Annotated in this window: 28 protein-coding genes and 10 tRNA genes; 10 read left to right on the top strand and 28 right to left on the bottom strand. The window is 35.0% G+C overall.

Going from position 1 to position 25,460, the window contains the following annotated elements; genetic code table 11:
• Positions 1-169 precede the first annotated feature (169 nt).
• Together BHX94_RS01030 and ytkD are read right to left on the bottom strand one after the other, a co-directional pair.
• The gene (locus BHX94_RS01030) at positions 170-919 is read right to left on the bottom strand and encodes an alpha/beta hydrolase family protein (RefSeq protein WP_111744553.1); all 750 of its coding nucleotides are present in this window, start codon (positions 917-919) and stop codon (positions 170-172) included.
• Positions 903-1,373 (bottom strand): RNA deprotection pyrophosphohydrolase, encoded by a 471-nt coding sequence (ytkD, locus tag BHX94_RS01025; RefSeq protein ID WP_111744552.1) that lies wholly within the window; start codon positions 1,371-1,373, stop codon positions 903-905. The genes BHX94_RS01030 and ytkD overlap by 17 nt, the downstream gene beginning before the upstream one ends.
• 44 nt (positions 1,374-1,417) lie before the next feature.
• Here ytkD and BHX94_RS01020 point away from each other — a divergent pair, with 44 nt between their 5' ends.
• Together BHX94_RS01020 and yidD are read left to right on the top strand one after the other, a co-directional pair.
• Entirely contained in the window at positions 1,418-2,191 is a 774-nt protein-coding gene (locus tag BHX94_RS01020; RefSeq protein WP_111744551.1) for a hypothetical protein, read from the top strand.
• A 9-nt stretch (positions 2,192-2,200) separates the two neighbouring features.
• Positions 2,201-2,431 carry a membrane protein insertion efficiency factor YidD gene (gene yidD, locus BHX94_RS01015; RefSeq protein ID WP_199798128.1) on the top strand — a complete coding sequence of 77 codons (231 nt, stop codon included), beginning with the start codon at positions 2,201-2,203 and terminating at the stop codon, positions 2,429-2,431.
• A gap of 47 nt (positions 2,432-2,478) precedes the next feature.
• Here the strand turns inward: yidD and BHX94_RS01010 are convergent, their stop codons facing one another.
• From BHX94_RS01010 to BHX94_RS00985, 6 genes are all read right to left on the bottom strand, one after another.
• Positions 2,479-3,459 (bottom strand): enolase C-terminal domain-like protein, encoded by a 981-nt coding sequence (locus BHX94_RS01010; protein WP_170120717.1) that lies wholly within the window; start codon positions 3,457-3,459, stop codon positions 2,479-2,481.
• The gene (menE, locus tag BHX94_RS01005; RefSeq protein ID WP_111744549.1) at positions 3,440-4,837 is read right to left on the bottom strand and encodes an o-succinylbenzoate--CoA ligase; all 1,398 of its coding nucleotides are present in this window, start codon (positions 4,835-4,837) and stop codon (positions 3,440-3,442) included. The genes BHX94_RS01010 and menE overlap by 20 nt, the downstream gene beginning before the upstream one ends.
• A gap of 141 nt (positions 4,838-4,978) precedes the next feature.
• Entirely contained in the window at positions 4,979-5,800 is an 822-nt protein-coding gene (gene menB, locus BHX94_RS01000) for a 1,4-dihydroxy-2-naphthoyl-CoA synthase (RefSeq protein WP_199798134.1), read from the bottom strand.
• Positions 5,790-6,584, bottom strand: a complete 795-nt coding sequence (gene menH, locus BHX94_RS00995) for a 2-succinyl-6-hydroxy-2,4-cyclohexadiene-1-carboxylate synthase (RefSeq protein WP_111744547.1) — start codon at positions 6,582-6,584, stop codon at positions 5,790-5,792. The genes menB and menH overlap by 11 nt, the downstream gene beginning before the upstream one ends.
• Entirely contained in the window at positions 6,571-8,244 is a 1,674-nt protein-coding gene (menD, locus tag BHX94_RS00990; RefSeq protein ID WP_170120716.1) for a 2-succinyl-5-enolpyruvyl-6-hydroxy-3-cyclohexene-1-carboxylic-acid synthase, read from the bottom strand. Before menD ends, menH begins: the two co-directional genes overlap by 14 nt.
• Positions 8,231-9,535, bottom strand: coding sequence for an isochorismate synthase (locus BHX94_RS00985; protein ID WP_111744545.1), 1,305 nt, complete (start codon positions 9,533-9,535; stop codon positions 8,231-8,233). The genes menD and BHX94_RS00985 overlap by 14 nt, the downstream gene beginning before the upstream one ends.
• Before the next feature lie 143 nt (positions 9,536-9,678).
• Here BHX94_RS00985 and BHX94_RS00980 point away from each other — a divergent pair, with 143 nt between their 5' ends.
• The gene (locus tag BHX94_RS00980) at positions 9,679-10,599 is read left to right on the top strand and encodes a 1,4-dihydroxy-2-naphthoate polyprenyltransferase (RefSeq protein WP_111744544.1); all 921 of its coding nucleotides are present in this window, start codon (positions 9,679-9,681) and stop codon (positions 10,597-10,599) included.
• Positions 10,600-10,640: 41 nt separating this feature from the next.
• On the opposite strand, the gene BHX94_RS00975 is transcribed toward BHX94_RS00980, so the two are convergent.
• The 14 genes from BHX94_RS00975 to BHX94_RS00910 form a co-directional block, all read right to left on the bottom strand.
• Positions 10,641-10,901 carry a hypothetical protein gene (locus BHX94_RS00975; protein ID WP_111744543.1) on the bottom strand — a complete coding sequence of 87 codons (261 nt, stop codon included), beginning with the start codon at positions 10,899-10,901 and terminating at the stop codon, positions 10,641-10,643.
• A gap of 14 nt (positions 10,902-10,915) precedes the next feature.
• Positions 10,916-11,383, bottom strand: coding sequence for a PH domain-containing protein (locus tag BHX94_RS00970; RefSeq protein WP_111744542.1), 468 nt, complete (start codon positions 11,381-11,383; stop codon positions 10,916-10,918).
• Between the two features lie 216 nt (positions 11,384-11,599).
• Positions 11,600-11,688 (bottom strand) — tRNA-Ser (locus tag BHX94_RS00965).
• A gap of 45 nt (positions 11,689-11,733) precedes the next feature.
• Positions 11,734-11,805: transfer RNA gene (locus BHX94_RS00960), tRNA-Glu, on the bottom strand.
• 4 nt (positions 11,806-11,809) lie between these two features.
• Positions 11,810-11,884: transfer RNA gene (locus tag BHX94_RS00955), tRNA-Asn, on the bottom strand.
• Between the two features lie 7 nt (positions 11,885-11,891).
• Positions 11,892-11,965: transfer RNA gene (locus BHX94_RS00950), tRNA-Gly, on the bottom strand.
• A 7-nt stretch (positions 11,966-11,972) separates the two neighbouring features.
• Positions 11,973-12,048: transfer RNA gene (locus BHX94_RS00945), tRNA-His, on the bottom strand.
• A gap of 22 nt (positions 12,049-12,070) precedes the next feature.
• A tRNA-Phe gene (locus BHX94_RS00940) sits at positions 12,071-12,143 on the bottom strand.
• A gap of 4 nt (positions 12,144-12,147) precedes the next feature.
• A tRNA-Asp gene (locus BHX94_RS00935) sits at positions 12,148-12,223 on the bottom strand.
• A gap of 7 nt (positions 12,224-12,230) precedes the next feature.
• A tRNA-Met gene (locus BHX94_RS00930) sits at positions 12,231-12,304 on the bottom strand.
• 232 nt (positions 12,305-12,536) lie between these two features.
• Positions 12,537-13,457 (bottom strand): ketopantoate reductase family protein, encoded by a 921-nt coding sequence (locus tag BHX94_RS00925; protein WP_111744541.1) that lies wholly within the window; start codon positions 13,455-13,457, stop codon positions 12,537-12,539.
• Positions 13,458-13,699: 242 nt separating this feature from the next.
• A tRNA-Ser gene (locus BHX94_RS00920) sits at positions 13,700-13,788 on the bottom strand.
• Between the two features lies 1 nt (position 13,789).
• Positions 13,790-13,864, bottom strand: a tRNA-Asn gene (locus tag BHX94_RS00915).
• Positions 13,865-13,943: 79 nt separating this feature from the next.
• Positions 13,944-14,501 carry a competence protein ComK gene (locus BHX94_RS00910; RefSeq protein WP_157742155.1) on the bottom strand — a complete coding sequence of 186 codons (558 nt, stop codon included), beginning with the start codon at positions 14,499-14,501 and terminating at the stop codon, positions 13,944-13,946.
• A 244-nt stretch (positions 14,502-14,745) separates the two neighbouring features.
• Between BHX94_RS00910 and BHX94_RS00905 the strand changes: the two genes are divergently transcribed.
• Positions 14,746-14,955, top strand: a complete 210-nt coding sequence (locus tag BHX94_RS00905; RefSeq protein ID WP_096076010.1) for an IDEAL domain-containing protein — start codon at positions 14,746-14,748, stop codon at positions 14,953-14,955.
• Between the two features lie 75 nt (positions 14,956-15,030).
• On the opposite strand, the gene BHX94_RS00900 is transcribed toward BHX94_RS00905, so the two are convergent.
• The 4 genes from BHX94_RS00900 to hemE all read right to left on the bottom strand — a co-directional run bounded on the left by BHX94_RS00900 (position 15,031) and on the right by hemE (position 19,456).
• Positions 15,031-16,017, bottom strand: coding sequence for a lipoate--protein ligase (locus tag BHX94_RS00900; RefSeq protein ID WP_111744540.1), 987 nt, complete (start codon positions 16,015-16,017; stop codon positions 15,031-15,033).
• A 67-nt stretch (positions 16,018-16,084) separates the two neighbouring features.
• Positions 16,085-17,461 (bottom strand): protoporphyrinogen oxidase, encoded by a 1,377-nt coding sequence (gene hemY, locus BHX94_RS00895; protein WP_111744539.1) that lies wholly within the window; start codon positions 17,459-17,461, stop codon positions 16,085-16,087.
• 15 nt (positions 17,462-17,476) lie between these two features.
• Complete coding sequence (gene hemH, locus BHX94_RS00890) at positions 17,477-18,397, bottom strand: ferrochelatase (RefSeq protein WP_111744538.1); 921 nt, start codon at positions 18,395-18,397, stop codon at positions 17,477-17,479.
• 18 nt (positions 18,398-18,415) lie between these two features.
• Positions 18,416-19,456 carry a uroporphyrinogen decarboxylase gene (gene hemE / locus BHX94_RS00885; protein ID WP_096076006.1) on the bottom strand — a complete coding sequence of 347 codons (1,041 nt, stop codon included), beginning with the start codon at positions 19,454-19,456 and terminating at the stop codon, positions 18,416-18,418.
• A 139-nt stretch (positions 19,457-19,595) separates the two neighbouring features.
• Between hemE and BHX94_RS00880 the strand changes: the two genes are divergently transcribed.
• Complete coding sequence (locus BHX94_RS00880) at positions 19,596-20,114, top strand: hypothetical protein (protein WP_111744537.1); 519 nt, start codon at positions 19,596-19,598, stop codon at positions 20,112-20,114.
• A gap of 22 nt (positions 20,115-20,136) precedes the next feature.
• Here the strand turns inward: BHX94_RS00880 and BHX94_RS00875 are convergent, their stop codons facing one another.
• Both BHX94_RS00875 and BHX94_RS00870 read right to left on the bottom strand, forming a co-directional pair.
• Entirely contained in the window at positions 20,137-21,354 is a 1,218-nt protein-coding gene (locus BHX94_RS00875; RefSeq protein ID WP_170120715.1) for an ABC transporter permease, read from the bottom strand.
• Positions 21,347-22,081, bottom strand: a complete 735-nt coding sequence (locus BHX94_RS00870) for an ABC transporter ATP-binding protein (protein WP_111745067.1) — start codon at positions 22,079-22,081, stop codon at positions 21,347-21,349. The genes BHX94_RS00875 and BHX94_RS00870 overlap by 8 nt, the downstream gene beginning before the upstream one ends.
• A 140-nt stretch (positions 22,082-22,221) precedes the next feature.
• Here BHX94_RS00870 and BHX94_RS00865 point away from each other — a divergent pair, with 140 nt between their 5' ends.
• The 5 genes from BHX94_RS00865 (at position 22,222) to BHX94_RS00845 (ending at position 25,398) form a co-directional block, all read left to right on the top strand.
• Entirely contained in the window at positions 22,222-22,647 is a 426-nt protein-coding gene (locus tag BHX94_RS00865; protein WP_111744535.1) for an HIT family protein, read from the top strand.
• Positions 22,648-22,706: 59 nt separating this feature from the next.
• On the top strand, positions 22,707-23,063 hold the full coding sequence (locus BHX94_RS00860) for a YtxH domain-containing protein (protein ID WP_111744534.1): 357 nt from the start codon (positions 22,707-22,709) through the stop codon (positions 23,061-23,063).
• A 188-nt stretch (positions 23,064-23,251) separates the two neighbouring features.
• Positions 23,252-23,797: an HTH-type transcriptional regulator Hpr gene (locus BHX94_RS00855; RefSeq protein ID WP_111744533.1), complete on the top strand. Its 546-nt coding sequence runs from the start codon at positions 23,252-23,254 to the stop codon at positions 23,795-23,797.
• A 33-nt stretch (positions 23,798-23,830) separates the two neighbouring features.
• A complete protein-coding gene (locus BHX94_RS00850) occupies positions 23,831-24,406 on the top strand; it encodes a DUF3267 domain-containing protein (RefSeq protein ID WP_111744532.1) in 576 nt (191 codons plus the stop codon).
• Positions 24,407-24,471: 65 nt separating this feature from the next.
• Positions 24,472-25,398: a peptidylprolyl isomerase gene (locus BHX94_RS00845; RefSeq protein ID WP_111744531.1), complete on the top strand. Its 927-nt coding sequence runs from the start codon at positions 24,472-24,474 to the stop codon at positions 25,396-25,398.
• Positions 25,399-25,460 lie beyond the last annotated feature (62 nt).

Below are 25,460 nucleotides of genomic sequence, written 5' to 3'. Positions count from 1 at the left end.
TAATAGAGGCTGGAACTGAAGTGTTCTGCCACAAGCAAAAACCGAACAAAACTAATAAATCGCTCTTTGATTTATAGTTTTTGTTCGGTTTTTGTCGTAGGGGCAACTACTGTTCTGCCGTTTAAGCTGTTAAACATAAAAGGACTAAAATTTAAGTCACATCTTCATTTTATTCTACTGCTAGCATCCATCTATATATTTCTTTAAGTATCATGCGTTCATTATCAGGTCGAAGGACGTGTGCTTCACCTTCTAAGTATATCGCTTTATGCTTTACACCTAGTAATTTCAGTCTTTCTTCAAGCATCCTACCATGCGCAATATTAACCTGCCTATCTTCTGTTCCGTGAATTATCATAATTGGAGGACTGTCTGCTTTTATCAGTTCAATGCCTTCGCGCTTATCATAGGCGGCTTTATCTGTAATAGGACCGACGATACGCTTTAACATGCTGCGCAAGTCTAGTCGCTCATCATACATGTAATAAATACTCGATACACCACCCCATGTAATAAAGGATGTCACGTCACTATCCTGATAAGTAACGAGTCCTTGAATACCCCCGCGTGAAAAACCTATAAAATGTAATGGTACATCTGGATACTTTTTTCTTAATATACGCACAAGCGCATATACATCCTCACGGTCACTTCCACCAAACTCATCCTGACCATTATGATGCGTGCCACGGTAATAAGGTGCTGCAACAAGTGTATTCGGATAGGCAAAACGCATCAGTCCAGCTGGTCTAAGCGTCCCTACCTGCCCTTTTCCACCGCGAAGATATATAACGATTCGCGCTACAAGTTTCGGCTCATATAATAAGCCTTTAACTTCAAATGCGTCAGACTGATAAGTTATCTCCTGAAAACTTATACCTTGATAAGAAGCTGGAATTACTTTACTCGTAATGAACATCAAAACGCTCCTTTAGTGTATCTAATATGTACAGAATGCAATCATCTTTTAGCAGGAAACTTTTATCTTCTGTCTGAATATCTTCCAGAGCCTTTGCAATTACCGGCCCATCTGTTTCCATATAATCTTCAAGCTTGTCAATATGTGCTACTTCTACATAGAAGACATCTTTACTGAATGGTGTCTGATCATATACGGTATAGGTGCCTATAAACTCATAATTACGTACTACGCCACCAGTTTCTTCATATAATTCACGATGCATTGCCTCAATAGGTGTTTCACCATACTCAACCTTACCACCTGGAAATTCAATACCCCGAATTTTATTATTCGTAAGTAGCATATTACCCTTAAAGTTTGTTATCATTAGTACATGTTTACTTTTTGGAATATCGGTCCTATCTTTTATTTCGAGGATTACTTTATTGCCAACATGATCTGTAAAAACCATTAATCTGCTCCATTCATCACAAAATTATCTATCCAGAGGTCACTATGAAAAAATTAACTGTACTTTTTATTATTTTAACATTAATTATTACCGGTTGTGCAGCACCACAAGAAAAAAAGAAACCGTTAACGAAAGACCAGATTATCGCTCGAATGCAGAAGAATATTAAAGCAACAGACAGCATTTCTCTCGATGCTACTAATAAGACAACAATTTCATATGATAAGTTCACAACAAAGTTTACACAGGATACCGCATCTCAATTTGATACGATTAATAAAAGCGCGCTACTTATTAAAGCTGATTCAAATAACACGAAATATCATGTAAAGTCTGTTATATTCAATATGGATGATGGTAATATCGAAGCTTTTCCTGAACCTCAATATTTAAATTATCGCGCACGCAATGCTGATATCCAGTACTTTTCAAGTGTTCAATCAAATATGGTTAATTTAACAGATATTGTTCAAAATGTCGTCAAAAAAGAAGTTGATAATATAAAAACGACGGATAGCACAATTCAATATCAAGGTAACTCTCAGAATTTAAAGCATCTATTTGATTATGGTGTCGATTTCTCAAGCATGAATCAAGTGTCTACATTTAATGATCTCACAGATATTAAAATTCAAAGTGGTTCATTTGATGTTGAATTATCACCCGTGAATAAGCTACCCAAAACATTGTCATTCGATATCAAAGTCAATGCTAAAATTAAAAATAAACCTGTTACGATATTAATGACACAGGAAACGCATTATAAGGCCTTTAATAAGACAAATGTTGCTATGTATAAAGCAGATGAAATAGATTAGGAGATTATTATGAAACAACTATTATTAGCTGGTATTAAGTTTTACAGAAACTATATCTCACCGATGACGCCACCCACATGCCGCTTCACACCGACATGTTCACAATATGGATTAGAAGCAATTGAAACACACGGTGCACTAAAAGGTAGCTATTTAACGATAGTAAGAATCCTTAAATGTCACCCATTTCATCCAGGTGGTTATGACCCAGTCCCAGACAAAGAACATCATCATCATTAAAAAAGGAAATTCCGAAATGGAATTTCCTTTTTATTTATACAGCTTTATTAATCGTAAGAAGCTAATAATGTGAGATGAGATTTCTTTACTTCTGGTACTGATAAAATCAGTTGGTTGCCTTCGTTTATTTCATCATATTCAGTAAAGTCATGCGCAAAATAAGTACCTTTCGGCGTAATGTCTGGTACAGTCTGAAATGTTTCACCGAGCAGCGCCGTAAAATATTTACTTAGTCCGAATTCATACATGCCTCCAGATACGAGGTTCATTTCTGGTAAGTTTTCTTTTATCTTAAGTGCACTAGTCACGCCACCTAATCTACTATATTTAATAACAGCAGTATTAACGCCTATATTATAAAATTGTTGTATCGTATGCGCATCAGTCGCACTTTCATCGATGGCAAGATTAATCTTTGGATTCAAGCGATGGATTGAACGATAATCTTCAATAGAACTGAACGGCTCTTCAAAATAAAGAATGTCATACTCAGAAAGTTTACAGATCAAGTCAAAATGATTTGCATCCATTAACCCGTTTGCATCGATGACGATTTGAATATCACTCGTCTTACGAATGAATTGTACCTGCTCTAAAATATTGTTATGCATCTTTAATTTTACACGTGCTGCGTTTGGTTGAATAGCACGTGCATCATGATGTAGCGTTTGACCGATCAACACTGTCACTGGCTGTAATTGATTAAAATATTGATACGCAATGATATCAAAACAACTGGATGCATTCGGTTTTTCAGGATCAAGTAAAGCATTGAGTGTTTCTATTGAAGATAATGGTCTATTTTTTATTATTTCAAACTGACTTACGAGTGATTGATAAACCGTTTCTATCGTTTCAAAATGATACCACGGGGTTTCAAAACTATTTGCTTCCGCATAATATTCCACACCATCAATTACGACACCTGCTACAAGCACCTCACGCTCATTTAAAGTAATAAGATTTGTCTTAATCGGCGCTTTAAATGGTGCAGCATATGAATAAATATTAAGCTTTGAGATATTCATGAACAAACCATTCCTTACATTGATGACGTGATATTTTTCCATTCGATGTTCGTTTTAAATTATTTACCCGAATAAATTGTTTAGGATGCTTATATTTTGCGATATTATTATTTAATGCATCTTGAATAGTTGCCTCCATATTACAATCTGCTTCATATAAACAAACCGGGACACTGCCCCACTTGCTATCTTCAATACCAATGACACAAGCTGCATGCACCGGTGTATGACTTAATATGACCTGTTCAATTTCTGAAGGATATATGTTTTCTCCACCTGAAATAATTAAATCTTTACGACGGTCTAATATATACAGGTAATCATCCTCGATATACCCGATATCTCCTGTTAAGAAAAATCCATCTATGAATACTTCTTGATTTGCACTTTCAGGATAGAGATAGCCGTGCATCACATTATCCCCACGTACGCCAATTTCGCCGACCTGATTCACTACATTAAATAATTGGATATTTTGATTTACCTGGCCGACACTTTTCGGATACTTCTCGATATCTTGTGGTGTTGCTGTAATCATCTGTGAACATGTTTCAGTCATACCAAACGATGTATAAATAGGTAGCGCTGCACTTCGTGCCTGAATAAGTAAACGATCATCTAATTTAGCGCCACCAATCAGTATGGCTTGAAGGGCATATTGCTGGTTAAGTCCTTGTCTTAAGAGACGTTCTAAAGTTTGAGGGACAAGCGAGAGATGCGTGATTTCTTTTTCTTTAATGTCATCTATAATCTGCCTTGCATCAAAATTTTCATGCAATACGACAGTGCAGCCATCAATCACTGCACGTAATAATATACTTAAACCACTTATATGAAACAATGGCAGAACATCCAGCCAAATTGAATTATGGTCATACGTAAATGTTGCTTTACAATTCCCGGCACTTGCTAAATGATTGATAAAGCGTTGTGGTACTGCTTTCTGAACACCAGTCGTGCCAGAAGTAAACATGATAGAAAGTATATCATTTGGTTGATTATCGACAGGATAAAGTGGTTGTTCATTTAAGTTATTTAATATGAAAGATTTAGTTTTCGTTTGAATCGATTTAAATGTAGTATTTGTAATTAACAATTCAGTATTTACTGAATCCATTTGTATTTGAATTTCTGTTTCAGTTAAGTGTTTATTAATCATTACGAGTTCAATACCGGCGAGTATTGCACCATGGATCATGTAACAATCATCTAATGTATTTTCTGCTTGTAGCGCAATTCTTTTATATTTTAACTCAGAAAGCTTGCAAGCTACCTGACACGCTTTATGAAATAAATCTAGATACGTTACCGATTGATTTGAATAGATTATTGCTAACTTTTCAGGATACTTTTCAGCTGCATCTTTTAACCACTGCATACGTTCACGTCCTATTTATGTATTACTATTATCATAGCAGAAATATTAAACATACTGATATATTATTACTTCTCAAAAAAGAACAACCGGATGTATTTGTACAATACAATCGGTTGTTCTGATTTTTATTTATATCATTTCTTATGGGAATTTAGGGAACTGATCGAAGTTCGGCTGACGTTTTTCTTTAAATGCGTCACGACCTTCTTTCGCTTCATCACTTGTGTAGTAAAGCAATGTAGCGTCACCAGCGAATTGTTGTAAACCAGCTAGTCCATCAGTATCAGCGTTCATCGCAGCTTTTAAGAAACGTAATGCTGTTGGAGAATGTTGTAACATCTCTTTACACCATTGTACAGTTTCATCCTCGATTTTGTCTAAAGGTACTACTGTATTCACTAAGCCCATATCTAATGCTTCCTGCGCATCATATTGACGGCATAAGTACCATATTTCACGTGCTTTTTTATGTCCAACGATTCTTGCTAAGTAACCTGAACCATATCCAGCATCAAATGAACCTACTTTTGGTCCAGTTTGACCGAAACGTGCATTGTCAGCAGCGATTGTTAAGTCACATACGATGTGTAATACGTGTCCACCACCGATTGCATAGCCACGAACCATCGCTACAACTGGTTTAGGAATAACACGGATTAAACGTTGTAAATCTAATACGTTTAAACGTGGAATATTGTCATCACCTACGTAACCACCATGGCCACGTACTTTTTGATCTCCACCTGAACAGAATGCTAAGTCACCTTCACCTGTTAAGATGATTGCACCTACTCTTTGATCATCACGTGCACGAGAGAATGCATCGATCATTTCCATTACTGTATTCGGTGTAAACGCATTACGAACTTCCGGACGGTTGATCGTAATTTTCGCGATACCTTCAAAAAATTCATATTTTATTTCTTTATACTCTTTTAATGTTTCCCAAACTCTAGTCATGATTTTCCTCCTTGATAAACGATACTATTATTGTATCAAATATTTTTAAATTCTCCACATGAATTGTATGGCCCGCTTTAATTATCATATGTCGTGCATTCGGCAGTTCTTCTACCATACGTTTAGCGATTGATTCAAACTTCTTATCTAAACTTCCAGTAAGCAATAAGACTGGTTTATTAAAATCTTGTAAAAGCGGCCAGAGATTCGGTTGTCTGCCTGTTCCATATTCTCTTAAAGCTTTAGCAATACCAATTGGTTCGTGATGCATTCTTATATCACGCTGTCTTGTTTGTTGTCCATCAGTTAACGGATGATACGTTTTAAATAAAGAGAGCTTTTCCCAGTGCGCTATAAAAGCTGAGTAATCCAATTCTATCCATCTACTACGTTCTTCATCCTGCTGAATACGTTCTCTTCTTAATTGCTCATCTTCAATTCCAGGCGTCGCACTTTCAATAACGAGCTTATCGATCAGTTCTGAATAATGCAGTGCAGTATATAGCGCTATGCGACCACCCATCGAATAACCATACAGAATGATTTTGGTATATTGATTTCGATAATGCGTTAATGTTTGTGCAAGCGATGCTGCGATTGAATCAAATGACCACGTTTCATTAATATTAAAAGCTGCTCCATGTCCTGGACATTCCACTAATAACACATCCGTATGATACAACAGTCTTTCTTTTGCCGGTAGAAAGGTTTGACTGCTACCCAGGAAACCATGAATCATCACGATAAGACTTTCATTATTACTATTAAAATATTTATATTTCAGCATTGAGTTTCGCCTTTAATGACGTAATTAATGCGTTGTGTGCTTTCAAATTCTCTTCTCGATCAGATGTGATTTCAATAATATGGCCGTTTCCTTTCGGTAATGTAATGTCATCAAATACATTAAATTTCTTATATTTAAAGTCATACAACTTTGCAGTATGTTCAAAATCGAGGTTAAGCGGCGTGCCAAACAAACGTTCAAAATGCTTCTTATCTTCATACTGTGGTAAATAACTGAAGATACCGCCACCGTTATTATTCATCACTACAATATTAATCATATGAGAATGGTGATATTCTGATAACATCTTCTGCATAACAAGTCCGTTCATATCATGGAAGAATGAGATATCACCAATTATCAACGTCACCTTTTTATGTCGAGACATCCCAAGCGCCGTACTCACTACACCGTCAATACCATTTGCCCCACGATTACAATACGGTTTACCTTCAAAGTTTGTAAAGAATGTATCACAATCTCTAATCGGCATACTGTTGCCCAGGAAAATGACTTCATTCTTCTTGATTTGTTTAAAGATCTGATACATCGCACTACCTTCGTCGAATATTGTCTGTGTGTGCTGCATAATGTGATTGATGACTAAATCATTTAATGTATGCCAGAATTTTATCCATGATTGATTGTTGACTGGTTTCTCTTCTGCCACTTGTCTAAAGAAGTCATTCGCAGTAATTTCGATAAATAAGTCCGGCACTTTCGGAAATGTATTAGGCTGAATTCTTGGTTGGATTAAAATTTGTGGTGCTGTCTGCGTTTTAATCCATTGATTGATTGCTTTCGATACAACAGCGTTACCGACGCGAATAATATAACCCGGCTGAATATCTTTAATGACTTTAAAGATACTGTCTCCTGTTGTCACAACGTTCGGGTGCTTTAAATCACGAATCTGACTAAGCGGGTCTGCAATAATCGGTATATTATGTATTGTAGAAAAGACAAGCATCTGTGTTAAATCTTCCAGCTGACAATCACCGACGATTATGATGCCCTTTTCCTGACGAATAATTGGTTTGACTGTATTGACATCAAATGTCTTCTGATAACTAACCTGAACCTTTGGAGTAATTGTCATCATTTCTGCTAGCTCAAAGTCCGGCATCAATGGTTCTCTGAAAGGTATATTGAAATGTACTGGGCCTTTCATCGGTCCACTGAAATAACGACTAGACTGCATCATTACAGCATCGATAAATTGAATCGATTCATCTGTATCATCTGCGATCGGAAAGTCACGTTCATATTGTACAAAATTGCTAAACATCCCTACCTGATTAATCGCCTGTGGTGCACCGACATTGCGCAGTTCATGGGGTCTGTCACTTGTAATCACAACGAGCGGCATGTGACTGATAAAACATTCAGACACTGCCGGCGTATAGTTACTTGCTGCAGTTCCAGATGTACAGAGTACTGCAACCGGCTTATTCGTTGCTTTCATCAGTCCAAGTGCATAAAAAGCTGCACTGCGTTCATCTGGATGAATATACGTCTTCATCTTTGGATGAAGTTCACATGTTATCGCAACGGGTGTTGAGCGTGATCCTGGTGAAATCACTATCTCATGTACACCATAATCATATAATGATTTAACGAAATGAAACACTTGTTTTGTTAACGCGTCATTCATCTTCATTTACTCCTAACATTTCTAACATCGGTTTAAATTTAATTTCTGTTTCATAAACTTCACTCTCTACAACACTCGACTTAACAATACCACATCCTGCATAGAGCATCGCAGTGTTATCCTGGATAACCATCGAACGTATGGCAACGATAAACTCACCTTCATCATTTAAATCAACATAACCTAATGGTGCACCGTATAATCCACGCCCTTCATTTGCCTCCGCTAAGAAATGCATCGCCGCACGTTTCGGAAAACCACCCAGTGCAGGTGTTGGATGTAGACTTTCAGTTACTTCTAATAATCCACCACGATTCAACTTCGCATTAATCGGTGTATATAAATGATAGAAAAATTGATTTTCTAATATATCCGGTGATTGTTTTAAAGTAATCTCATTTGTAAACGGTGCGAGATCTTCCTTTATACTTTCTACAACGATTTTATGTTCATATAGATTCTTCTCATCATTCAGTAACTTTTGTTTCGCGTTTGCAATACTTTTGCCCATCGTTCCGGCAATGGCATTTGTATGAAGGATGCCATTCTGCACCGCAACAAGCTGTTCAGGTGTCTTTGTAATAAATGTTTGTGTTCCAGACTCCATTAAAGCAAAATAACTCACTTCATGATTTTTCATCGCCTGATCGATGAGTGGCGAAATATCGATATCTCGTTCCATCGTAATCTTTCTTTTTCTTGATAGCACAACTTTTTCCAGTTTTTCTTCCTGCATCATCGATATTGCTTTATGTGCATTAGATTTAAATAAGTCCAGATCAATATCTTCAGCAGATATTATTTTGTTATATGGTACATTATCTCCGGTATGATGTCTTAATGCTTCGATTAACTGCGCTTTGTCTAAAGATTGATCAACAAATATTATTGAAGCGTGTCCATTACTTTCAACAATCTGTATTTTCGGAATGATGAAATGACTCTTTTCATAAGCAGAAAAATTTTTACTTTCATTATTATCAAACTGAAAGCCACCAAAAAGCTTTAAATCATACTGCGAACCATTACCAATATATGTTGCATCCTGAACAATCGCCTTAAACTGTCGTTCGATTTGAATAGGATGAATCGTATCTGCTGTAACTACTGAATGATGACCGATACCGATTAACTTAAAGGATTTATCTTTATTGATAAAGACATAACGCTCTCCTGCAAATGCATGAAAATAATCCATGATCCCTGCAACATTTAGCTGGAAGTCTAAATCAAATTGTTCTATTTTATTAATTTTATTTGTTGTTAAATGAGAATCAAACTGTTGATTAATCGGCACATTCTACACTTCTTTCACTTCAAAATAATATACTTATTATTTTAACATTATTCAATGATTATTGGACAAATTATGCTAGATTTGTTGACGATGACTATTATTAAATATAAAATTTATACATTAAGAATAAAAGAGGTATGAATATGTCTGAACATTTACAACAACACACTGGTATAGCAAAGTATTATCACTTAATGCGACCACACACCTTAACAGCAAGTTTCGTACCTGTACTTGTCGGAACAGCATGCGCAAAATATTTCACTGATATCCGTATCGACTTACTTATTATCATGCTTATTGCCTGCTTATTGATACAAGCTGCAACAAATATGTTTAATGAATATTTCGATTACAAGCGCGGACTGGATGATCATACTTCAGTCGGAATCGGTGGTGCAATCGTAAGAAATGGTATGCGTCCTAAGTCAGTATATAATTTAGCAATTGCTTTTTATATCATTGCCGCAATATTGGGTCTTTATATTTGTTCTCAATCGTCATGGTTAATCTTACTTGTTGGGATTGTATGTATGGCAGTAGGTTATTTCTATACGGGTGGGCCGATACCAATCTCATGGACGCCATTCGGTGAAATCTTCGCCGGATTCTTTATGGGATTTGTAATTATTATGATTACGTTCTACATTCAGGTAGGACATCTAGAATGGTACCCTGCAATTATGTCAATTCCGGTTTCAATCAATATCGGCATGATTAATATGGCCAATAATATTCGTGACCGTGTTAAAGATAAAGCGAGCGGTAGAAAGACTTATGTTATCTTAGTTGGTAAAACAATCGCAATTATTACGATGGCATTATTATACTTAATCAGTTTCTTAGTAGTACTGTACACAGTGTTCTATAAACCTTATGGTTCGCCATTTTTATTACTTGTATTGCTAAGCTTTAACTTGCCGATTAAAGCAGTAAATCGCTTCTTCAAAGGCAACACACCGATCGAACTGATGCCTGCAATGAAAGTTACCGGACAATTCAACACCTTATTCGGATTCTTATTTGCACTAGGCTTATATCTCGCAGCATTAACTGCAATTTAAAAAATCGTGAGACTAGATAATAGTCTCACGATTTTTTATTATTATTTTTGATTGAAGAATTCTTTTAATCTTGCCACAACTGCATGTGCATCTTCTTCAGTCACATCACGAACACCAGATTTTGTTAAATCGATTACATAACTTTGTGCATCATAAAGCACATCAATAGAAGTTCCATTTACTCCGTAGCTGCGTGGTTCAATTTCCTGCACTTTATCTTCTTCGTAATTTTCACGGTAATCTACACCAAACTGACCTAATTTAAGTTCTGCATATGTTACTAATTTATCGATATTCGCCATTTTTTTGTCCCCCTTTATATTGTTTCAGACATTTTAATTCTAATAAATCCCACTATTTCAGGCAAGTCTTTACTTTTAATCATACGCAGTGTGACTGACTTTTCACCTAATTTTTTACGTTTATATTTGAAAAATAATTCTCCATATTCCCCTTCAGTATCGGGCTCAAAATCAATGTTTACTATATCCGCATATTTAATTACTTCATAGTAAATACGTTTTGATTTCATTTTGCTATGAACCATAGCAATGCGGTCATCTAATAAAATGAATAATCCATGTTGATTTAAATTAATATGACTATAGGTCGCAAAATGAATAAGTTCTTTGTTTTTAATATCTTTGCAGATTACTTTTAATAATTTAATAAAGAAACGGCGTTCTGATTTTTTTATTCTTTTAAAGATTTTTGAAAAGCGTTTATATCTTACTGGATAGTTTAGTTCTGCTAACACTTTACGTGTCGATGCTTTATCTCTCATTTCATCACCTTATGATTTCTATTTTGTGTTATAATTCACAATAAACTTTAGAAGTATAATATTTGAATAAGTATATTATATTTACTTTCTACATTAAAAAATAGTCGTTGAAGCAACTTTTATCATTAAATAACATTAAGTAAAAATATGTCCGGTATAACTAAATAAAACTACTGAAGTTACATTGAAGTATCATCAGTAGTTTTATTCTATTAGCGGATCGTGAGAGATTCGAACTCTCGAAACGCTTGTGACGTTTACACACTTTCCAGGCGTGCTCCTTCGGCCAACTCGGACAACGATCCATAATAATCAAAAAAATCAGAAGCGATATTTCACTTCTGATTATATGACCCCTACGGGATTCGAACCCGTGTTACCGCCGTGAAAGGGCGGTGTCTTAACCGCTTGACCAAGGGGCCTAAATGGCTCCACAGGTAGGACTCGAACCTACGACCGATCGGTTAACAGCCGATAGCTCTACCACTGAGCTACTGTGGATTAATAATGGAGCGGGTGATCGGAATCGAACCGACGACATCAGCTTGGAAGGCTGAGGTTATACCATTTAACTACACCCGCTTAACAATGGGGCGACTGATGGGAATCGAACCCACGAATGTCGGAACCACAATCCGATGCGTTAACCACTTCGCCACAATCGCCTTGCATAATAAAATTAAAATATGGCTCAGGACGGAATCGAACCGCCGACACATGGATTTTCAATCCATTGCTCTACCGACTGAGCTACTGAGCCAAAATGGCGGTCCCGACGGGAATCGAACCCGCGATCTCCTGCGTGACAGGCAGGCATGTTAACCGCTACACCACGGGACCACTTTAATTGCGGGAGGCGGATTTGAACCACCGACCTTCGGGTTATGAGCCCGACGAGCTACCAGACTGCTCCATCCCGCGTTAATAGTATGTTGTCTCTCGTAAAAAGAGTACTTTTAAAATATATCATTTTAAGTTTGTGAACGCAACATCAAAAAGGTGTAAATTTCATCTTTAGAGGTAGTTTGCATCCGAATGTTGTATAAAAGTATGTTTTTGTTGAAGTTGAGCTAGTGATTTATCTCTTTTTACGCAACCATCAAAAAACCAGACATGTTGTTACATGTCTGGTAAAAAATCAACATCTATTCTTCTATTTTTCAATTTGATGTACTAAATGCGTTAAAATATCACAATATGGTGTTTCTATCCCTGCTTCATCACCATATCGACTTACAGCACCTGTTAAGAAATCGACTTCTGTCTTACGTCCATTATGAATATCTTGAGTCATAGATGGATAATGTAGACCAACGACATCAGGTGAGTACATTTTATGGAATTTCTCCATTGTTGCATCTAAATCCAGCTTAGCACCTTTAGTAGCCCCTACTGCAATAATTTCCTTAACTAAAGGGATTAACATTGCATCTGCTTGTTCATACGCACCAAATTCCCCGATTCGTTTATCTGTTACTGAACAATACGTGTTGAAGCAGCAGTTCACTAAAGCTTTATTCCAGATTGATGTAACAATATCATTACTAATAACACCATTAAGTTTCGCTTCATCTAAAATTACTTTCAATTTTTCAATGAATGCATCCACATGTCCATCCGGATATCCAAATTCAATATTACCAGTTCCTTCTAAAATTAATTCACCAGGTCCTTTTAGACCCGCTGACCACATTGTTACAGCCAGTATAACTTGCTCAACAGACAATTTCTTCAGCAGCATATCACCATGACCTAAACCATTCATCAGTGACATCACTTTCGTTTCTTTTGTGATGACACCCTGTCCAATTAAATTATCGATCGTTTCTTCAGCAGTCAGAGCCTTTGTTAATAAAATTACCAAATCAGCCGGTTCATTATAGTCATCCATAAATACTGCTTTAACTTTGTGGTTTGTTGTTTCACCATAAGAATGAACAACAACACCATTACTGTTCATCGCATCAACATGGTCCTGCCATTTATCAAGCATCACCACATCTTGTCCACTCTCAGTTAAATAAAGACCAACACGTCCACCCATCGCACCTGAGCCTGCCATAACTATTTTCATACTTTCTTCCTCCTCATTTAATGATCTAATATTATATTATCACAGGAATAAGTATGTTTGTTAAGTTATTCACATACTTTGTTATGTATTAATTTATAGTCATATAGATAAGATTAATACATCTATGAGTAATCATAATTTCAAAAATATAATGTATCTATGATAATTCAAAAATTCTGATTATTCAATTATTTATATTAAACATAAAGAAAACCACTTAGCATACACTAAGTGATTTGTAACGGAGATGGAGAGATTCGAACTCTCGCGCCGGTTACCCGACCTACACCCTTAGCAGGGGCGCCTCTTCAGCCAACTTGAGTACATCTCCATGGCTCCACAGGTAGGACTCGAACCTACGACCGATCGGTTAACAGCCGATAGCTCTACCACTGAGCTACTGTGGAATAATTTCAATCAACAAATACTATTATATCAATTGAAATGAATTGGTCAATACATTTGGTAAATATTTTTATGGAACATTTACACCTTTTTCTCTAATAATGCATACATTGCTAACATTTCGAATAGATTTGCCCTGCATTTGTCAAAATGCACTGCTTCCTGCGTATACATTTCCTGTTTTAACGCCTTTGCTCTTACACAATATTCCAGTTTGATCCCATGCAAATACTGTGTATTAAAAGTATACGTTGTCACCGGAAAAGATACTTGTGACTGATCATCAAATTCCACAACAGTATCATAATGTTCCCCTGCGTGAAATCTATTTACGTAGTGAACATTAATCCAGGCCATATCGTTACTTCGATCACTGTGCGTCGGAAAGAAATATGTTTGTGTACCAGGCTGGACGATAATCGGGGGTTTCGTATAGATTTCCGCAATCATCTTCGTAGATATTTTTCTCGCTTTATAGGAAGCATGATAAAAGAATAGTGAGTCTTCAATGATATGAAGTGGCTTCTTTTTAAATATAAATGTTTCTCTTCCATATTCACCAATTTCCGAAAGTACACTTCTACCATCTCTATACGCCTTAATATACATCGTCTTTTCATTAACAATATATTTCTCCATATCAACTTTCTCCTTTGTCAATATATTGATAATATTATACACAATTCCACTTAACATTTGTTAACTTTTTCAAATATTTAACATAGTTTACAATAGAAAAAGATATGTTTACAAAGTTAAAAATATGGTTATATATTATTAATCAAAACGAATAAATGTTAATTGATATAATTTTCTGAATACTATTGCAATTTAGAATATTATATAATATACTCGTTTTAATACATTTTAGGAGGTTACACTTATGAACTATAATCAACAAACACAATTAAATGGTCTTGAAACTTTCGTATCTAATCTCAATAATTTATATATCGAGCTTATCATTGACGAAGCTGTTAAAAGTCATCAAAAGAAATTATTAAAAGAAAAGATTGATTTGTCTTTATTAAATCATAACCAGGAAGCATTTCTTCAATATACGAGTGAATTGAACGCTCTGGAGGAAATTTAAATTGAATACTTTCAAATAAAGCGCCAATGCCTCAAAAATTAATTTTAAGGATTGGCGCTAAAAATTTATCTTTTTTTATTTTGCAACTAAACTTAAAAATTCTTCTTTCGTTATTCTACCGAAGTAATGTCCAAAATCTACTGTATCTAAAACTGCCTTCACAGCCCTTTGATTATGTGGTAATCCTTTAAGTTTCTGTTCAATCTCAGTAACTTCGCCTACACCGAAGAAATCACCAAATATTTTAATATCATCAATCATGCCTTTAATGACATTAATCTTAAGTTCCAACATACCGCCAGGAAATTTCTGTTTGACTTCATAGTTATATTTCGGATTTTTCCCGTAATTCCAGTCATAGTTACGATATTTCTGTTCACTGATTTCTTCTATCTTCTTCCAGTCTTCTTCCTGAAGTTGATATTCTTCAATCTCACCATCGAATATTGAATTCAGTAATGTCTGTTTAAAATCTTCCATTGACATTGGTTCTTCAAGAAATTCCTGAATATTTGCTACACGTGAACGAATAGATTTTATTCCTTTTGTTATTAATTTCTTTTCACTTACTGTTAAGCTCTTCACGACTTCTTCAATATCACTGTTTAACATCAGTGTTCCGTGTGAGAACATGCGATCTCCCGATTGAAACATCGCATTTCCTGAGATTTTACGTTCGCCAACCTGAAGATCATTACGTCCTGTCATCTCAGCTTGTACACCTAATTTATTAAGTGCCTCTACGATCGGCATCGTAAATTTCTTAAAGTTATGGAAACTGTCTTCATCAGCTTTTGTTACAAAGCTAAAATTTAAATTGCCTAAATCATGATAAACTGCTCCACCACCAGAAATACGGCGGACGACATGAATATTTTGTTCATCAATATATGATTGATTAATTTCAGCAAATGTATTTTGATTCTTTCCGATAATTATTGAAGGTTCATTAACATAGAATAAGAAATAGGAATCATCTTTCGGTAAATGTTTCAATACGTATTCTTCCATTGCTAAATTCAATGAAGGATCCGTTATATTATTATTGTGAATAAATTTCATAACATCCTCCTAAAGTGCGTCTGTATTTCATTATAATGCTATAGATTCATTATAGATAATATTTTGATTATTCATGTGCAATTTGTAATGCAGCGCGCTGACCTTGAGCAACGCAGTCTGGCAGTCCTACCGCTTCAAAAGATGCACCGGTAATCACTAAACCAGGATAGTGTGTCTTAAGATAATGTTGAATTGAGTGAATACGATCAATATGACCTACTTCATATTGTGGCATGCTATTAAATAACTTCGTCACAATCGTAAATTCAGGTTCACCTGTAATTTCCATCATTTTATCCAGGTCATTGCGTGCGAGTTTAACAATTACTGCATCGTCATTGTCCTTAACGACATTGCTACCTGGACGACCTACATATGCACGTAACAATGTCTTTCCGGGTGGCGTTGTATGAGACCATTTTTTATCTGTCCACGTACACGCAGTGATGACGGTGTCAGAGTTCTTAGCAATAACGAAACCTGTTCCATTTTCTTTGTTGTTCACCTGACTATCATCAAAGGCCATAACAACAGTAGCAACACTTGTCGTCTCCATATAGTCGAAATAATTTAATGGTCCATCATTAAGCCATTCTCGAAATACTGTATGTGGAACCGTAATAATAACTTTATCGTAGTATACTTTCTCCCCATTTACAGTAATATGATAGCCGTTGTCTAATTTTTCAATGGCATCAACTTTATGATTATATTTAATATGGACACCTTTTTGTTCTATGTCTTTTACTAGTGCCTCTATAAAACTCATCAGACCATTTTTAAATTGTCTAAACTGTCCCTGAACCGGCCCTTTACTTTTAGGTGCTTTCTTCTTGTTTGCACGCATTCCTTTTATAAGACCACCGTGCTTTTCTTCAGTCGCCTTAAAGTCCGGGAATGTAGATTTTAAACTTAACTTATCAATATCAGCACCATATATACCTGATAACAATGGTTCTATTAAGTTCTCTAAAGTTTCATTTCCTAAGCGTCGTCTGAAAAAAGCACCGACTGAAACATCCGGTTCCATCGGTTTTGGTTGAATCAAATAATCCATACCTGCGCGTAATTTTCCAATTGGTGAGATAAGACGAGTTGATAAAAATGGTTTCATCTCAGTTGGTATACCTAATACTGAACCACCTGGTATCGGATAAAGTTTATTTTTGGCATAAATATATGATTTCCCGGTATTATTTATCACAATGTCATCTTTTAAACCGATTGCTTCAGCAAGTTCTGTCATAATCTTTTTACGTCCAAGATATGATTCTGGACCTAATTCTATCGTATACCCATCTTTTTGATAAGTTTTAATCTTACCACCTGGTACATCGCCCGCTTCTAATATATCAATCTCAATCGATGAATCTTCTTTTTGCAGATAGTACGCTGCTGATAATCCTGTAATACCTGCGCCGATCACTGCACATTTCTTTGCCATGTTAAACACTCATTTCTATTGATTTAATACACTTTGAATTTCATCCACCATCGCACCGATAAAACGTTCATCCGTATTCGGCATCGCAGGGCGATAATATTTCACATTTAAATCGTCACACACGACTTTGCATTCATAATCATTATCATATAAAACTTCTAAATGTTCGCAGACAAATCCGACTGGTGTATAGATAAAATGTTCATACTGTTCTTCTTCGTGTAATTTACGTGTTAAATCCTGTACATCAGGTCCTAACCACGGATCTGGTGTATTACCTTCTGACTGCCATCCAGTCTCAACGTTTAAAATTTTAGAATTGTCCATGATCATTGTTGCAGTATCCTCTAATTGATCTGGATAAGGATCGCCCGCTGCTTTAATTTTCTCTGGTAGACTATGCGCGCTGACGATCAACACTGTCTTTTCCCAATCAGTCTCTGGAATTGTATCGAGTGTACTGTTCACTTGATCTGTCCAGAATTCAATAAATTTATCCTGATTATAGAATGATTCAACATGTTTAAGTTGAATACCATATTTACTTGCTTCTTCTGCGGCACGTTTATTGTAACTTCCTACTGAGAAGTTAGAATAATGTGGTGCTAAGACAATTGTTACTGCTTCAGTAATACCATCATTATGCATCGCTTCTACTGCATCTTCAATAAAAGGTGCGATATGCTTTAGACCGATATATAATTGATAGTCGTCACCTGTAGCTTCATTTAATGCTTTCACTAAAGCTTCTGCCTGGCGTTCTGTTGTCCCTGCTAGCGGTGAGATACCACCGATTGCTTTATAACGATCTTTTAAATCTTGTAAACTTTCTTCAGATGGTTTTCTACCATGTCTAATATGTGTATAGTATGGTTCAATATCCTCTTCTTTATATGGCGTACCATAAGCCATAACGAGTAATCCCTTTTTAGTCATTCATTCTTCCCCCAAATTTTAAGCTTTATATTTCGCTGAATAATCATGTACAAAAGCACTTACACGACGTAAAGTGTCCGGCTTAACTTCCGGAAATACACCATGTCCTAAATTAAAGATATAACTGTCCGATTGTAATCCCTGATCTAAAATGCGAACTAAATGACGCTCAATTACTTCCCATGGTGCAAGTAAGATTGCAGGGTCCAGGTTGCCCATCAAAGTCTTTGTAATGCCTTTTGCACGTGCTTCTTCTATTTGCAGTCTCCAGTCTAATCCTAATACATCGACAGGTAAAGCATTCCACTCTTCGATCAAGTGACTTGCACCTACACCAAATGTAATAACTGGTACTTGTTTTTCTTTTATCCCAGCGAAAATTCTTGTCATATGTGGTGCAATAAACTGATGATAGTCCGCTTTATTTAACGCCCCAACCCATGAATCAAACACTTGAATCATTTTACAACCAGCATCGATTTGTGCGTGCGTATATGTAATACACATATCAGCTAGTTTCTCCATGAGCATATGCCATGCTTCAGGTTGCTCATACATCATCGCTTTTGTTTTGTTGTAGTTCTTAGATGGCCCACCTTCAATCATATAACTCGCTAAAGTAAACGGAGCGCCTGTAAATCCGATCAATGGTACATTTAACTGTTCCTGCGTTAATAATTTAATTGTATCTAAAATGTACGGTACATCTTGTTCCGGATGAATCTCACCTAAACGAGAAACGTCCTGAATCGTACGGATTGGATTATCGATAACCGGTCCAATACCAGATTTAATCTCTACGTCAACACCAATTGCTCCAAGCGGAGACATAATATCTTTATAAAGAATTGCTGCATCCGTATTATATTGATCGACCGGTAACTTTGTTACATATGCACAAAGTTCTGGATCATGTGTAATTTCAAATAAACTATGTGTTTCTTTAATCTTTCTGTATTCAGGCTGACTTCTTCCTGCCTGACGCATAAACCAAACCGGTGTATGGGATGCTTTTTCTCCTCTTGCTGCTTTTAAAATCGTATCGTTAAATGAATTCAAACAAACTTCCCCCAATTTTTTCGTATATAGTCTGATTTTATCATAAGAATTATTATAAAGTAGCATAAAAAACTAATGTCATTAAACTGACATAAATCTTGTATTTTGGGTATAGATAAATAAAGAGAGGATGATAACGATGTATACTTATATAACTTATGGTTCCAGCTTTCTCCTGGATAAAATAAAAAGGAAATATTCAAAACGACAAATATTATCTTTCTATAATGAAGATAATGCTTATTTATATGAAGAAACGGATGATAAATCGGTGTTTAGTGCACCACAATCATTCACTAATGTTATTAATGATGGAAAACTTCTTGAGAAACCGACTTTATTACTTTATTTTATTGTGAAAGAAGCGCGTCAGGAAGTCTTTGATACGAAACCTTTCCCTTTAGAAAAACTTAATGATTACGAAGGATATCAGGCTTTCCGTCTATTACGCCCTAAACGTGGTGAAACATATGTTGCGACTTTCCAGTTTGATAGAAAGAGTCAAATAGATGACTTTAGAAAGAGCAGCTTCTTTAGAGAAAACTTCAGTAAAGAAGCATTATCTATGTATCAATCAGAAGATATTATGGCCAATATATATTATTCAAAATATTTATATGTAGAGAAACCTGAAGGATTAACAGAAGCTGAAGATTAAAGAAAGGATTGAGACAGATGTCTCAATCCTTTAATAATTTCATACGTTTATCAATTTTCTCTGTTACATTACGCATCGTCCAGAGCATAAGCAGGAAAAATACAGCCACATAATAGAAGTGCGCAGGATAAAATATAATATAGATTACCGCGATAATCATTGTTGTAAGACATACGAGTTTACGCATGAACTGTTTGAAACCTATTAACACCAAACTTTCCGGAACTGGCCAAACTTGTGGCCACAACTGAAATGCCTGTTGTTTATAAAATTGTGATGTTTGTAAGACAATTGCATACACTAAAAATGCGCCGATAATCATTGCAATAATTTCCTGATTCACAATCCACATCACAACGGCTGCAATTAAAATCAGTCGAATGATAATCCATAATGCATCACTACTGCGCAGAAAATTTCTAACAAATAAAAACTCAAACATATGTTGCTGATTGTACTTAGTTTTATTCTTAGTTAATAAAACATCTAGTACACGACGTCGTTTAACAGTATCTTTCATACCTTTTACATCTGTAAACATATTAATCGTTTTATTTTGTTGATGTGCCAATCGTTCTTCGTAATCTATCATTGCATGCCAGTTTACTGTACGGTATTGTGTATTTTTAATAAGCAGATAAATAAAACCAAATCCAAAAATGATAATCGGAAAGATTGTCATCGGTAAGCCTTCAAGCGAAGTATAAATTCCAGATAATGCCATTAAAAATATCAGCAGACTGATTAAATGTTGCGCTATATCTAACTTCATCATAAAAAAACGGATCCATATACCAATGATAATCATTACGATCCCTAATATAATCGCACAAATAAACCCTGTCACCGATGGATCTACTGCATTAAAATATAGCGGAATAAATAAAGCTGCAACAATTGCAAAAATAACTATTCGAATCAATGCACTTCTTATCATTGCTGATTTAAAATAGGCATTCATATGCTGTTCAAAATTCAGTAAAAAAATCTGATCTGCCGGTCTGACGAAAGTTCTAATATTCGTAATGGTTAGCACAGCGAGTGTTACTGCAATAATAAGATGATAATTGATGTGCGGTGATAAGTGTTTTACCATTTGTGAATACTGTAACATCAATGCACCAAAAGCAATTGATAAGAATACGACAAAATGACCATTAAAGATAAACTTACTATAATAAGCTACTTCTTTATGATTCTTCGCTCGCCTTTGATTAAAAAGTTGAACCGCCTTATTCATGCGCATCACCTGTTGCATAAATATAAATTTCGTCCAGTGTGGCATTCGGCATATTAAACTGCAACCTCAAATCATTAAGCGTACCTCTACCGATTAGTTTACCATGATGCATCAGTAAAAATGAGTCGCAATAACGTTCTGCCGTCGTTAAAATATGGGTACTCATCAATACAGTGCGTCCGGCTTCTCTCGCTTTCACCATAAGATCAAGCATCGATTGTATCCCTAAAGGATCTAGTCCTAAAAATGGTTCATCAATAATATGAAGCGCCGGTTCCGGGATAAATGCACAAAGAATCATTACTTTCTGTTTCATCCCTTTCGAGAAATGAACAGGAAATTGTTTCAGCTTATCTTCCAAACGAAATATCTTTAATATCGGCATCGCGCGTTCCATAGCTACCTCTGCATCAATATTATATGCCATCGCTGTCATATCGATATGTTCTTCTAATGTTAATTCATCATATAACACAGGTGATTCTGGAATATACGATAGTTCTGAGCGATATTTAAAAGGGTCGTTTGAGAGTTTATAGCCATTGATTTCAATATCACCTTCTAACGGACGGAGCAACCCTAACATATTCTTAATCGTCGTACTTTTTCCGGCACCATTTAATCCGATAAGTCCGATAATCTGACCTGGTGCTAATTCAAAATCTATATTATGAATAACAGGTTGATTACCATATCCCCCTGTTAAATTACTCACTTTAACTGTCACATGCATTCTCCGTTCATCTTAATTTAAATTTATTGTATCAAATAATGATTATTTCTCATAACGAATTGTGATTGAATGAATATTTTCATTATTTACATTATAATAAACAAAATAGCAAATAATTTAAGGAGGCGTTTTCAATGCATGAAACAGTTTTCGGAAGAATATTAAAAGGTGACATTCCTTCATATAAAGTTTATGAAGATGAGCATACATATGCATTTCTAGATATCTCACAAGTATCAAAAGGCCATACACTCGTTATCCCTAAAAATGCAGCTGAAGATATCTTATCTGTAGACCCTGAAGATTTAGCAAAAGTTATTCAATCTGTACAAAAAGTTGCTAAAGCAGTTGATGCTGCATTTAGTCCAGCAGGAATCAACATTGTTCAAAATAATCGTGCTTTCGCTGATCAATCTGTATTCCACATCCATTTCCATATCATTCCACGTTATGAAGATGATATAGATGGGTTCGGTTACAAGTGGGAAACACATGCGGACGCGTTCAACGAAACAGCAATGCATGAATTAAAAGATGCAATCAGCAATGCGATAAAATAAGCATGTTATTAAAAATTATGGGTATAGATTAGTACAAGCAAATTGAGGAGGATCAATTTATGAAATTTTCACGTATATTATTAGGATTTGGTGTAGGAATCGCTGCAGGTGCAGCAACATCAATATTAAATGCACCGAAGTCAGGTAAAGAATTACAACAAAACTTTAAATCAACTGCATATGACACTAAAGCACAGGTGAATCAGTTAAAGATTGAAGCAAATGAAGTAAAAGATGCTGTCTTCAAAACAAAAGATGCTTCACAAGAAGTGATGAAAACGATGACAGATGAAATTAAAGATATGATTGCACATTTTAAAACTGATATTCAACCAAATGTTGAGAATTTAAAAGGCAATATCGAAAACTTAAATAACCGTAAAACTGAAATTATGGATAACTTATCAAAAAAATAGATGTAAAAAAAGAAGATATTATCTCTTCTTTTTATATTTTTAAAAATTCAGATAAATACCTTGTTTCACAAATGTATTATGTTAAAATATTATTATCCTATAGTAAAGTATGATGTTATCATCATACTTTTTTTTTTAACTATAGCAATAATATAAATTTAATATACAAGTGAAAGGATGGCAGTGTTATGAAACGTGAAAAAGATGTAATTGAAAAAATGCTTTTTACACATAAGGTATCTCAGTTGAGTAAAGCTTTATGGAAAACCGTGGAAAAAGACTGGCAAAAATGGATTAAACCTTATGATTTAAATATTAATGAACATCATATATTAATAATCATCAGGAACCTTGAAAAGGCAACGATTTCACAAGTGAGTCAATATGGCGTGATGCATGTTTCAACTGTGTTTAACTTTGCTAAAAACCTTGAAAAGCGTGGATATTTAACGATGCCTAAAAGTGAATTCGATAAACGTAATACGTATCTTGAATTGACTGAAAAAGGGAAAGAACTGCTGTATGAAACATATCATGGCTATAAAGAAACAGATGATCGTATTTACGAAGCAGCAAATAAATTTAATGACATAATGCATGACCTTCCTTCTTTCACTGAATTAAAATATATCGTAGCGCAAATATATGGCGACGACTTTATTAAACACCTTGATAAAAGTCATAATGATCTACTAAAAGTTTTACTTGACGAGAACGAAACTGATAATGCATAATTGCTAGGTAAATTGACCGATAGGAGAATTGCCATGTACTTATGTAATAAAAACTTTAACTTTCGTGCAACATACGGTTTACAGCGTATATTGCTTATTTCAGCACTTATTTCAATCTTAGTATTTATCGTTAGTTTTGAATTATTCTCAAGTGTTTTTGGTAAACATTTCTCTGATCAGTACTTTTTTCTTTTTATCGCAGCATTTTTATTGCTATACCCCATTCATAAATTTTGTCATATGATACCTTTTATGAATGATATGAAATCAATGATCTTACAAAAAACGAATAAGTCTAAATTTTTTCCGTTATTTAATATAAGAATCAATCATCCGATTCACAAAATAAAATTTGGTATTTCACTGATGCTGCCGTTTGTCATAATAACTTTTATCACGTTATATTGCGCAGTAGTATTACCACAATTTGCACATTACTTTCTATTTATATTTTCTATTAATGTCGGAATGTCATTTATTGATTTTATATACTTAAAGTATATTATCAATACACCGAAAGGCTCTTACATCGAAGAACGTAAATATGGTTTTGAAATACTGACAAAACATGAATTTTCAATGAATTATCACGAGTGCAATATTAGATAAATTGTAATCTAATATTGCTTTGTGATATATTAGAACAGAAATTGTAACTGAAAAGGAGAATACGTATGACGAAACTTAAAAAAGTAATTCTGCCTGTAGCATTATCTATATCTGTTTTAGGATTATCTGCATGTGGAAATAATGGTGAAACTTTAATATCTTCTAAAGCAGGAGATGTTACTACAACAAATGTAATTAAAGAGATGGGTAAAACTGAAGTAGCTAACACAGCGTTCCAAATTTTAATCGGAGATATTTTAAAAGATAAATACGGTAAAAAAGTAGATGCAGATAAAATTAAAAAGTCTGTAGATGAAGAAATTAAAAAATACGGTGGCGAGAAACAATTCCTTCAAATTCTACAACAACAACAACCAGGGATGACTGTTGAACAATATAAAGACACGCGTGTCAATGATGAATACCGTAAAAAATTGTTAGAAGAAACAGTTAAAGTAAAGGATGCAGATGTAAAAGAAAATGCGAAGAAAGCATCTCACATCTTAATTCAAGTGAAATCTGATTCGAACAAAGATGGTTTAAGTGATAAGGCTGCGAAAGCAAAAGCAGAAAAAATCTTAGCACAAGTTAAGAAAAACAAAGCTGACTTCGCTAAGATCGCTAAAAAAGAATCTGGTGATACAGGTTCTAAGGCAAACGGTGGATCATTAGGCTATGTTGTTAAAGGACAAACAGTTGAACCGTTTGAAAAAGCGTTATTTAAATTAAAAGAAGGCGAACTTTCAGGCTTAGTAAAAACTGACTTTGGTTACCACATTATCTTAGCGGACAAACAAGATGATTTCGATAGCCAAAAGAATAGTCTAAAAGAAAAAGTACGTCAAACTAAAATTCAAAAAGATCCTAAATTAATGGTTGATGCATACAAAAAGCTGCTTAAAGACTACGATGTCGATTACAAAGATAAAGACATTAAGAAAATCGTTGATGAGCAAATTTTAACAGCACAATCACCAGAAGTAAGTCAATAATCTAAAAATCCCAGGATATCAATAATTCCTTATTGATATCCTGGGATTTTTCGTTAATTCGT

The sequence above is a fragment of the Macrococcoides bohemicum genome, from assembly GCF_003259675.1.
In the GTDB taxonomy this organism is placed as follows: Bacteria; Bacillota; Bacilli; order Staphylococcales; family Staphylococcaceae; genus Macrococcoides; species Macrococcoides bohemicum.
The sequence above is the reverse complement of the archived record's forward strand: the minus strand, read 5'-3'. Positions and strand labels throughout refer to the sequence as shown.

Excerpts from the sequence above, each read along its gene's own strand:
- BHX94_RS00845 (WP_111744531.1), top strand. The coding sequence starts at position 24,472 with ATGACGAAACTTAAAAAAGTAATTCTGCCTGTAGCATTATCTATATCT.
- BHX94_RS00865 (WP_111744535.1), top strand. The coding sequence starts at position 22,222 with ATGCATGAAACAGTTTTCGGAAGAATATTAAAAGGTGACATTCCTTCA.
- BHX94_RS01020 (WP_111744551.1), top strand. The coding sequence starts at position 1,418 with ATGAAAAAATTAACTGTACTTTTTATTATTTTAACATTAATTATTACC.
- menH (WP_111744547.1), bottom strand. The coding sequence starts at position 6,584 with ATGCTGAAATATAAATATTTTAATAGTAATAATGAAAGTCTTATCGTG.
- BHX94_RS00970 (WP_111744542.1), bottom strand. The coding sequence starts at position 11,383 with ATGAGAGATAAAGCATCGACACGTAAAGTGTTAGCAGAACTAAACTAT.
- menD (WP_170120716.1), bottom strand. The coding sequence starts at position 8,244 with ATGAAGATGAATGACGCGTTAACAAAACAAGTGTTTCATTTCGTTAAA.
- hemH (WP_111744538.1), bottom strand. The coding sequence starts at position 18,397 with ATGACTAAAAAGGGATTACTCGTTATGGCTTATGGTACGCCATATAAA.
- BHX94_RS00850 (WP_111744532.1), top strand. The coding sequence starts at position 23,831 with ATGTACTTATGTAATAAAAACTTTAACTTTCGTGCAACATACGGTTTA.
- BHX94_RS00980 (WP_111744544.1), top strand. The coding sequence starts at position 9,679 with ATGTCTGAACATTTACAACAACACACTGGTATAGCAAAGTATTATCAC.
- BHX94_RS00875 (WP_170120715.1), bottom strand. The coding sequence starts at position 21,354 with ATGAATAAGGCGGTTCAACTTTTTAATCAAAGGCGAGCGAAGAATCAT.
- BHX94_RS00880 (WP_111744537.1), top strand. The coding sequence starts at position 19,596 with ATGTATACTTATATAACTTATGGTTCCAGCTTTCTCCTGGATAAAATA.
- menE (WP_111744549.1), bottom strand. The coding sequence starts at position 4,837 with ATGCAGTGGTTAAAAGATGCAGCTGAAAAGTATCCTGAAAAGTTAGCA.
- BHX94_RS00905 (WP_096076010.1), top strand. The coding sequence starts at position 14,746 with ATGAACTATAATCAACAAACACAATTAAATGGTCTTGAAACTTTCGTA.
- BHX94_RS00975 (WP_111744543.1), bottom strand. The coding sequence starts at position 10,901 with ATGGCGAATATCGATAAATTAGTAACATATGCAGAACTTAAATTAGGT.
- BHX94_RS00855 (WP_111744533.1), top strand. The coding sequence starts at position 23,252 with ATGAAACGTGAAAAAGATGTAATTGAAAAAATGCTTTTTACACATAAG.
- hemY (WP_111744539.1), bottom strand. The coding sequence starts at position 17,461 with ATGGCAAAGAAATGTGCAGTGATCGGCGCAGGTATTACAGGATTATCA.
- BHX94_RS00910 (WP_157742155.1), bottom strand. The coding sequence starts at position 14,501 with ATGGAGAAATATATTGTTAATGAAAAGACGATGTATATTAAGGCGTAT.
- yidD (WP_199798128.1), top strand. The coding sequence starts at position 2,201 with ATGAAACAACTATTATTAGCTGGTATTAAGTTTTACAGAAACTATATC.
- ytkD (WP_111744552.1), bottom strand. The coding sequence starts at position 1,373 with ATGGTTTTTACAGATCATGTTGGCAATAAAGTAATCCTCGAAATAAAA.
- BHX94_RS01010 (WP_170120717.1), bottom strand. The coding sequence starts at position 3,459 with ATGAATATCTCAAAGCTTAATATTTATTCATATGCTGCACCATTTAAA.
- BHX94_RS01030 (WP_111744553.1), bottom strand. The coding sequence starts at position 919 with ATGTTCATTACGAGTAAAGTAATTCCAGCTTCTTATCAAGGTATAAGT.
- BHX94_RS00900 (WP_111744540.1), bottom strand. The coding sequence starts at position 16,017 with ATGAAATTTATTCACAATAATAATATAACGGATCCTTCATTGAATTTA.
- BHX94_RS00925 (WP_111744541.1), bottom strand. The coding sequence starts at position 13,457 with ATGAAAATAGTTATGGCAGGCTCAGGTGCGATGGGTGGACGTGTTGGT.
- BHX94_RS00860 (WP_111744534.1), top strand. The coding sequence starts at position 22,707 with ATGAAATTTTCACGTATATTATTAGGATTTGGTGTAGGAATCGCTGCA.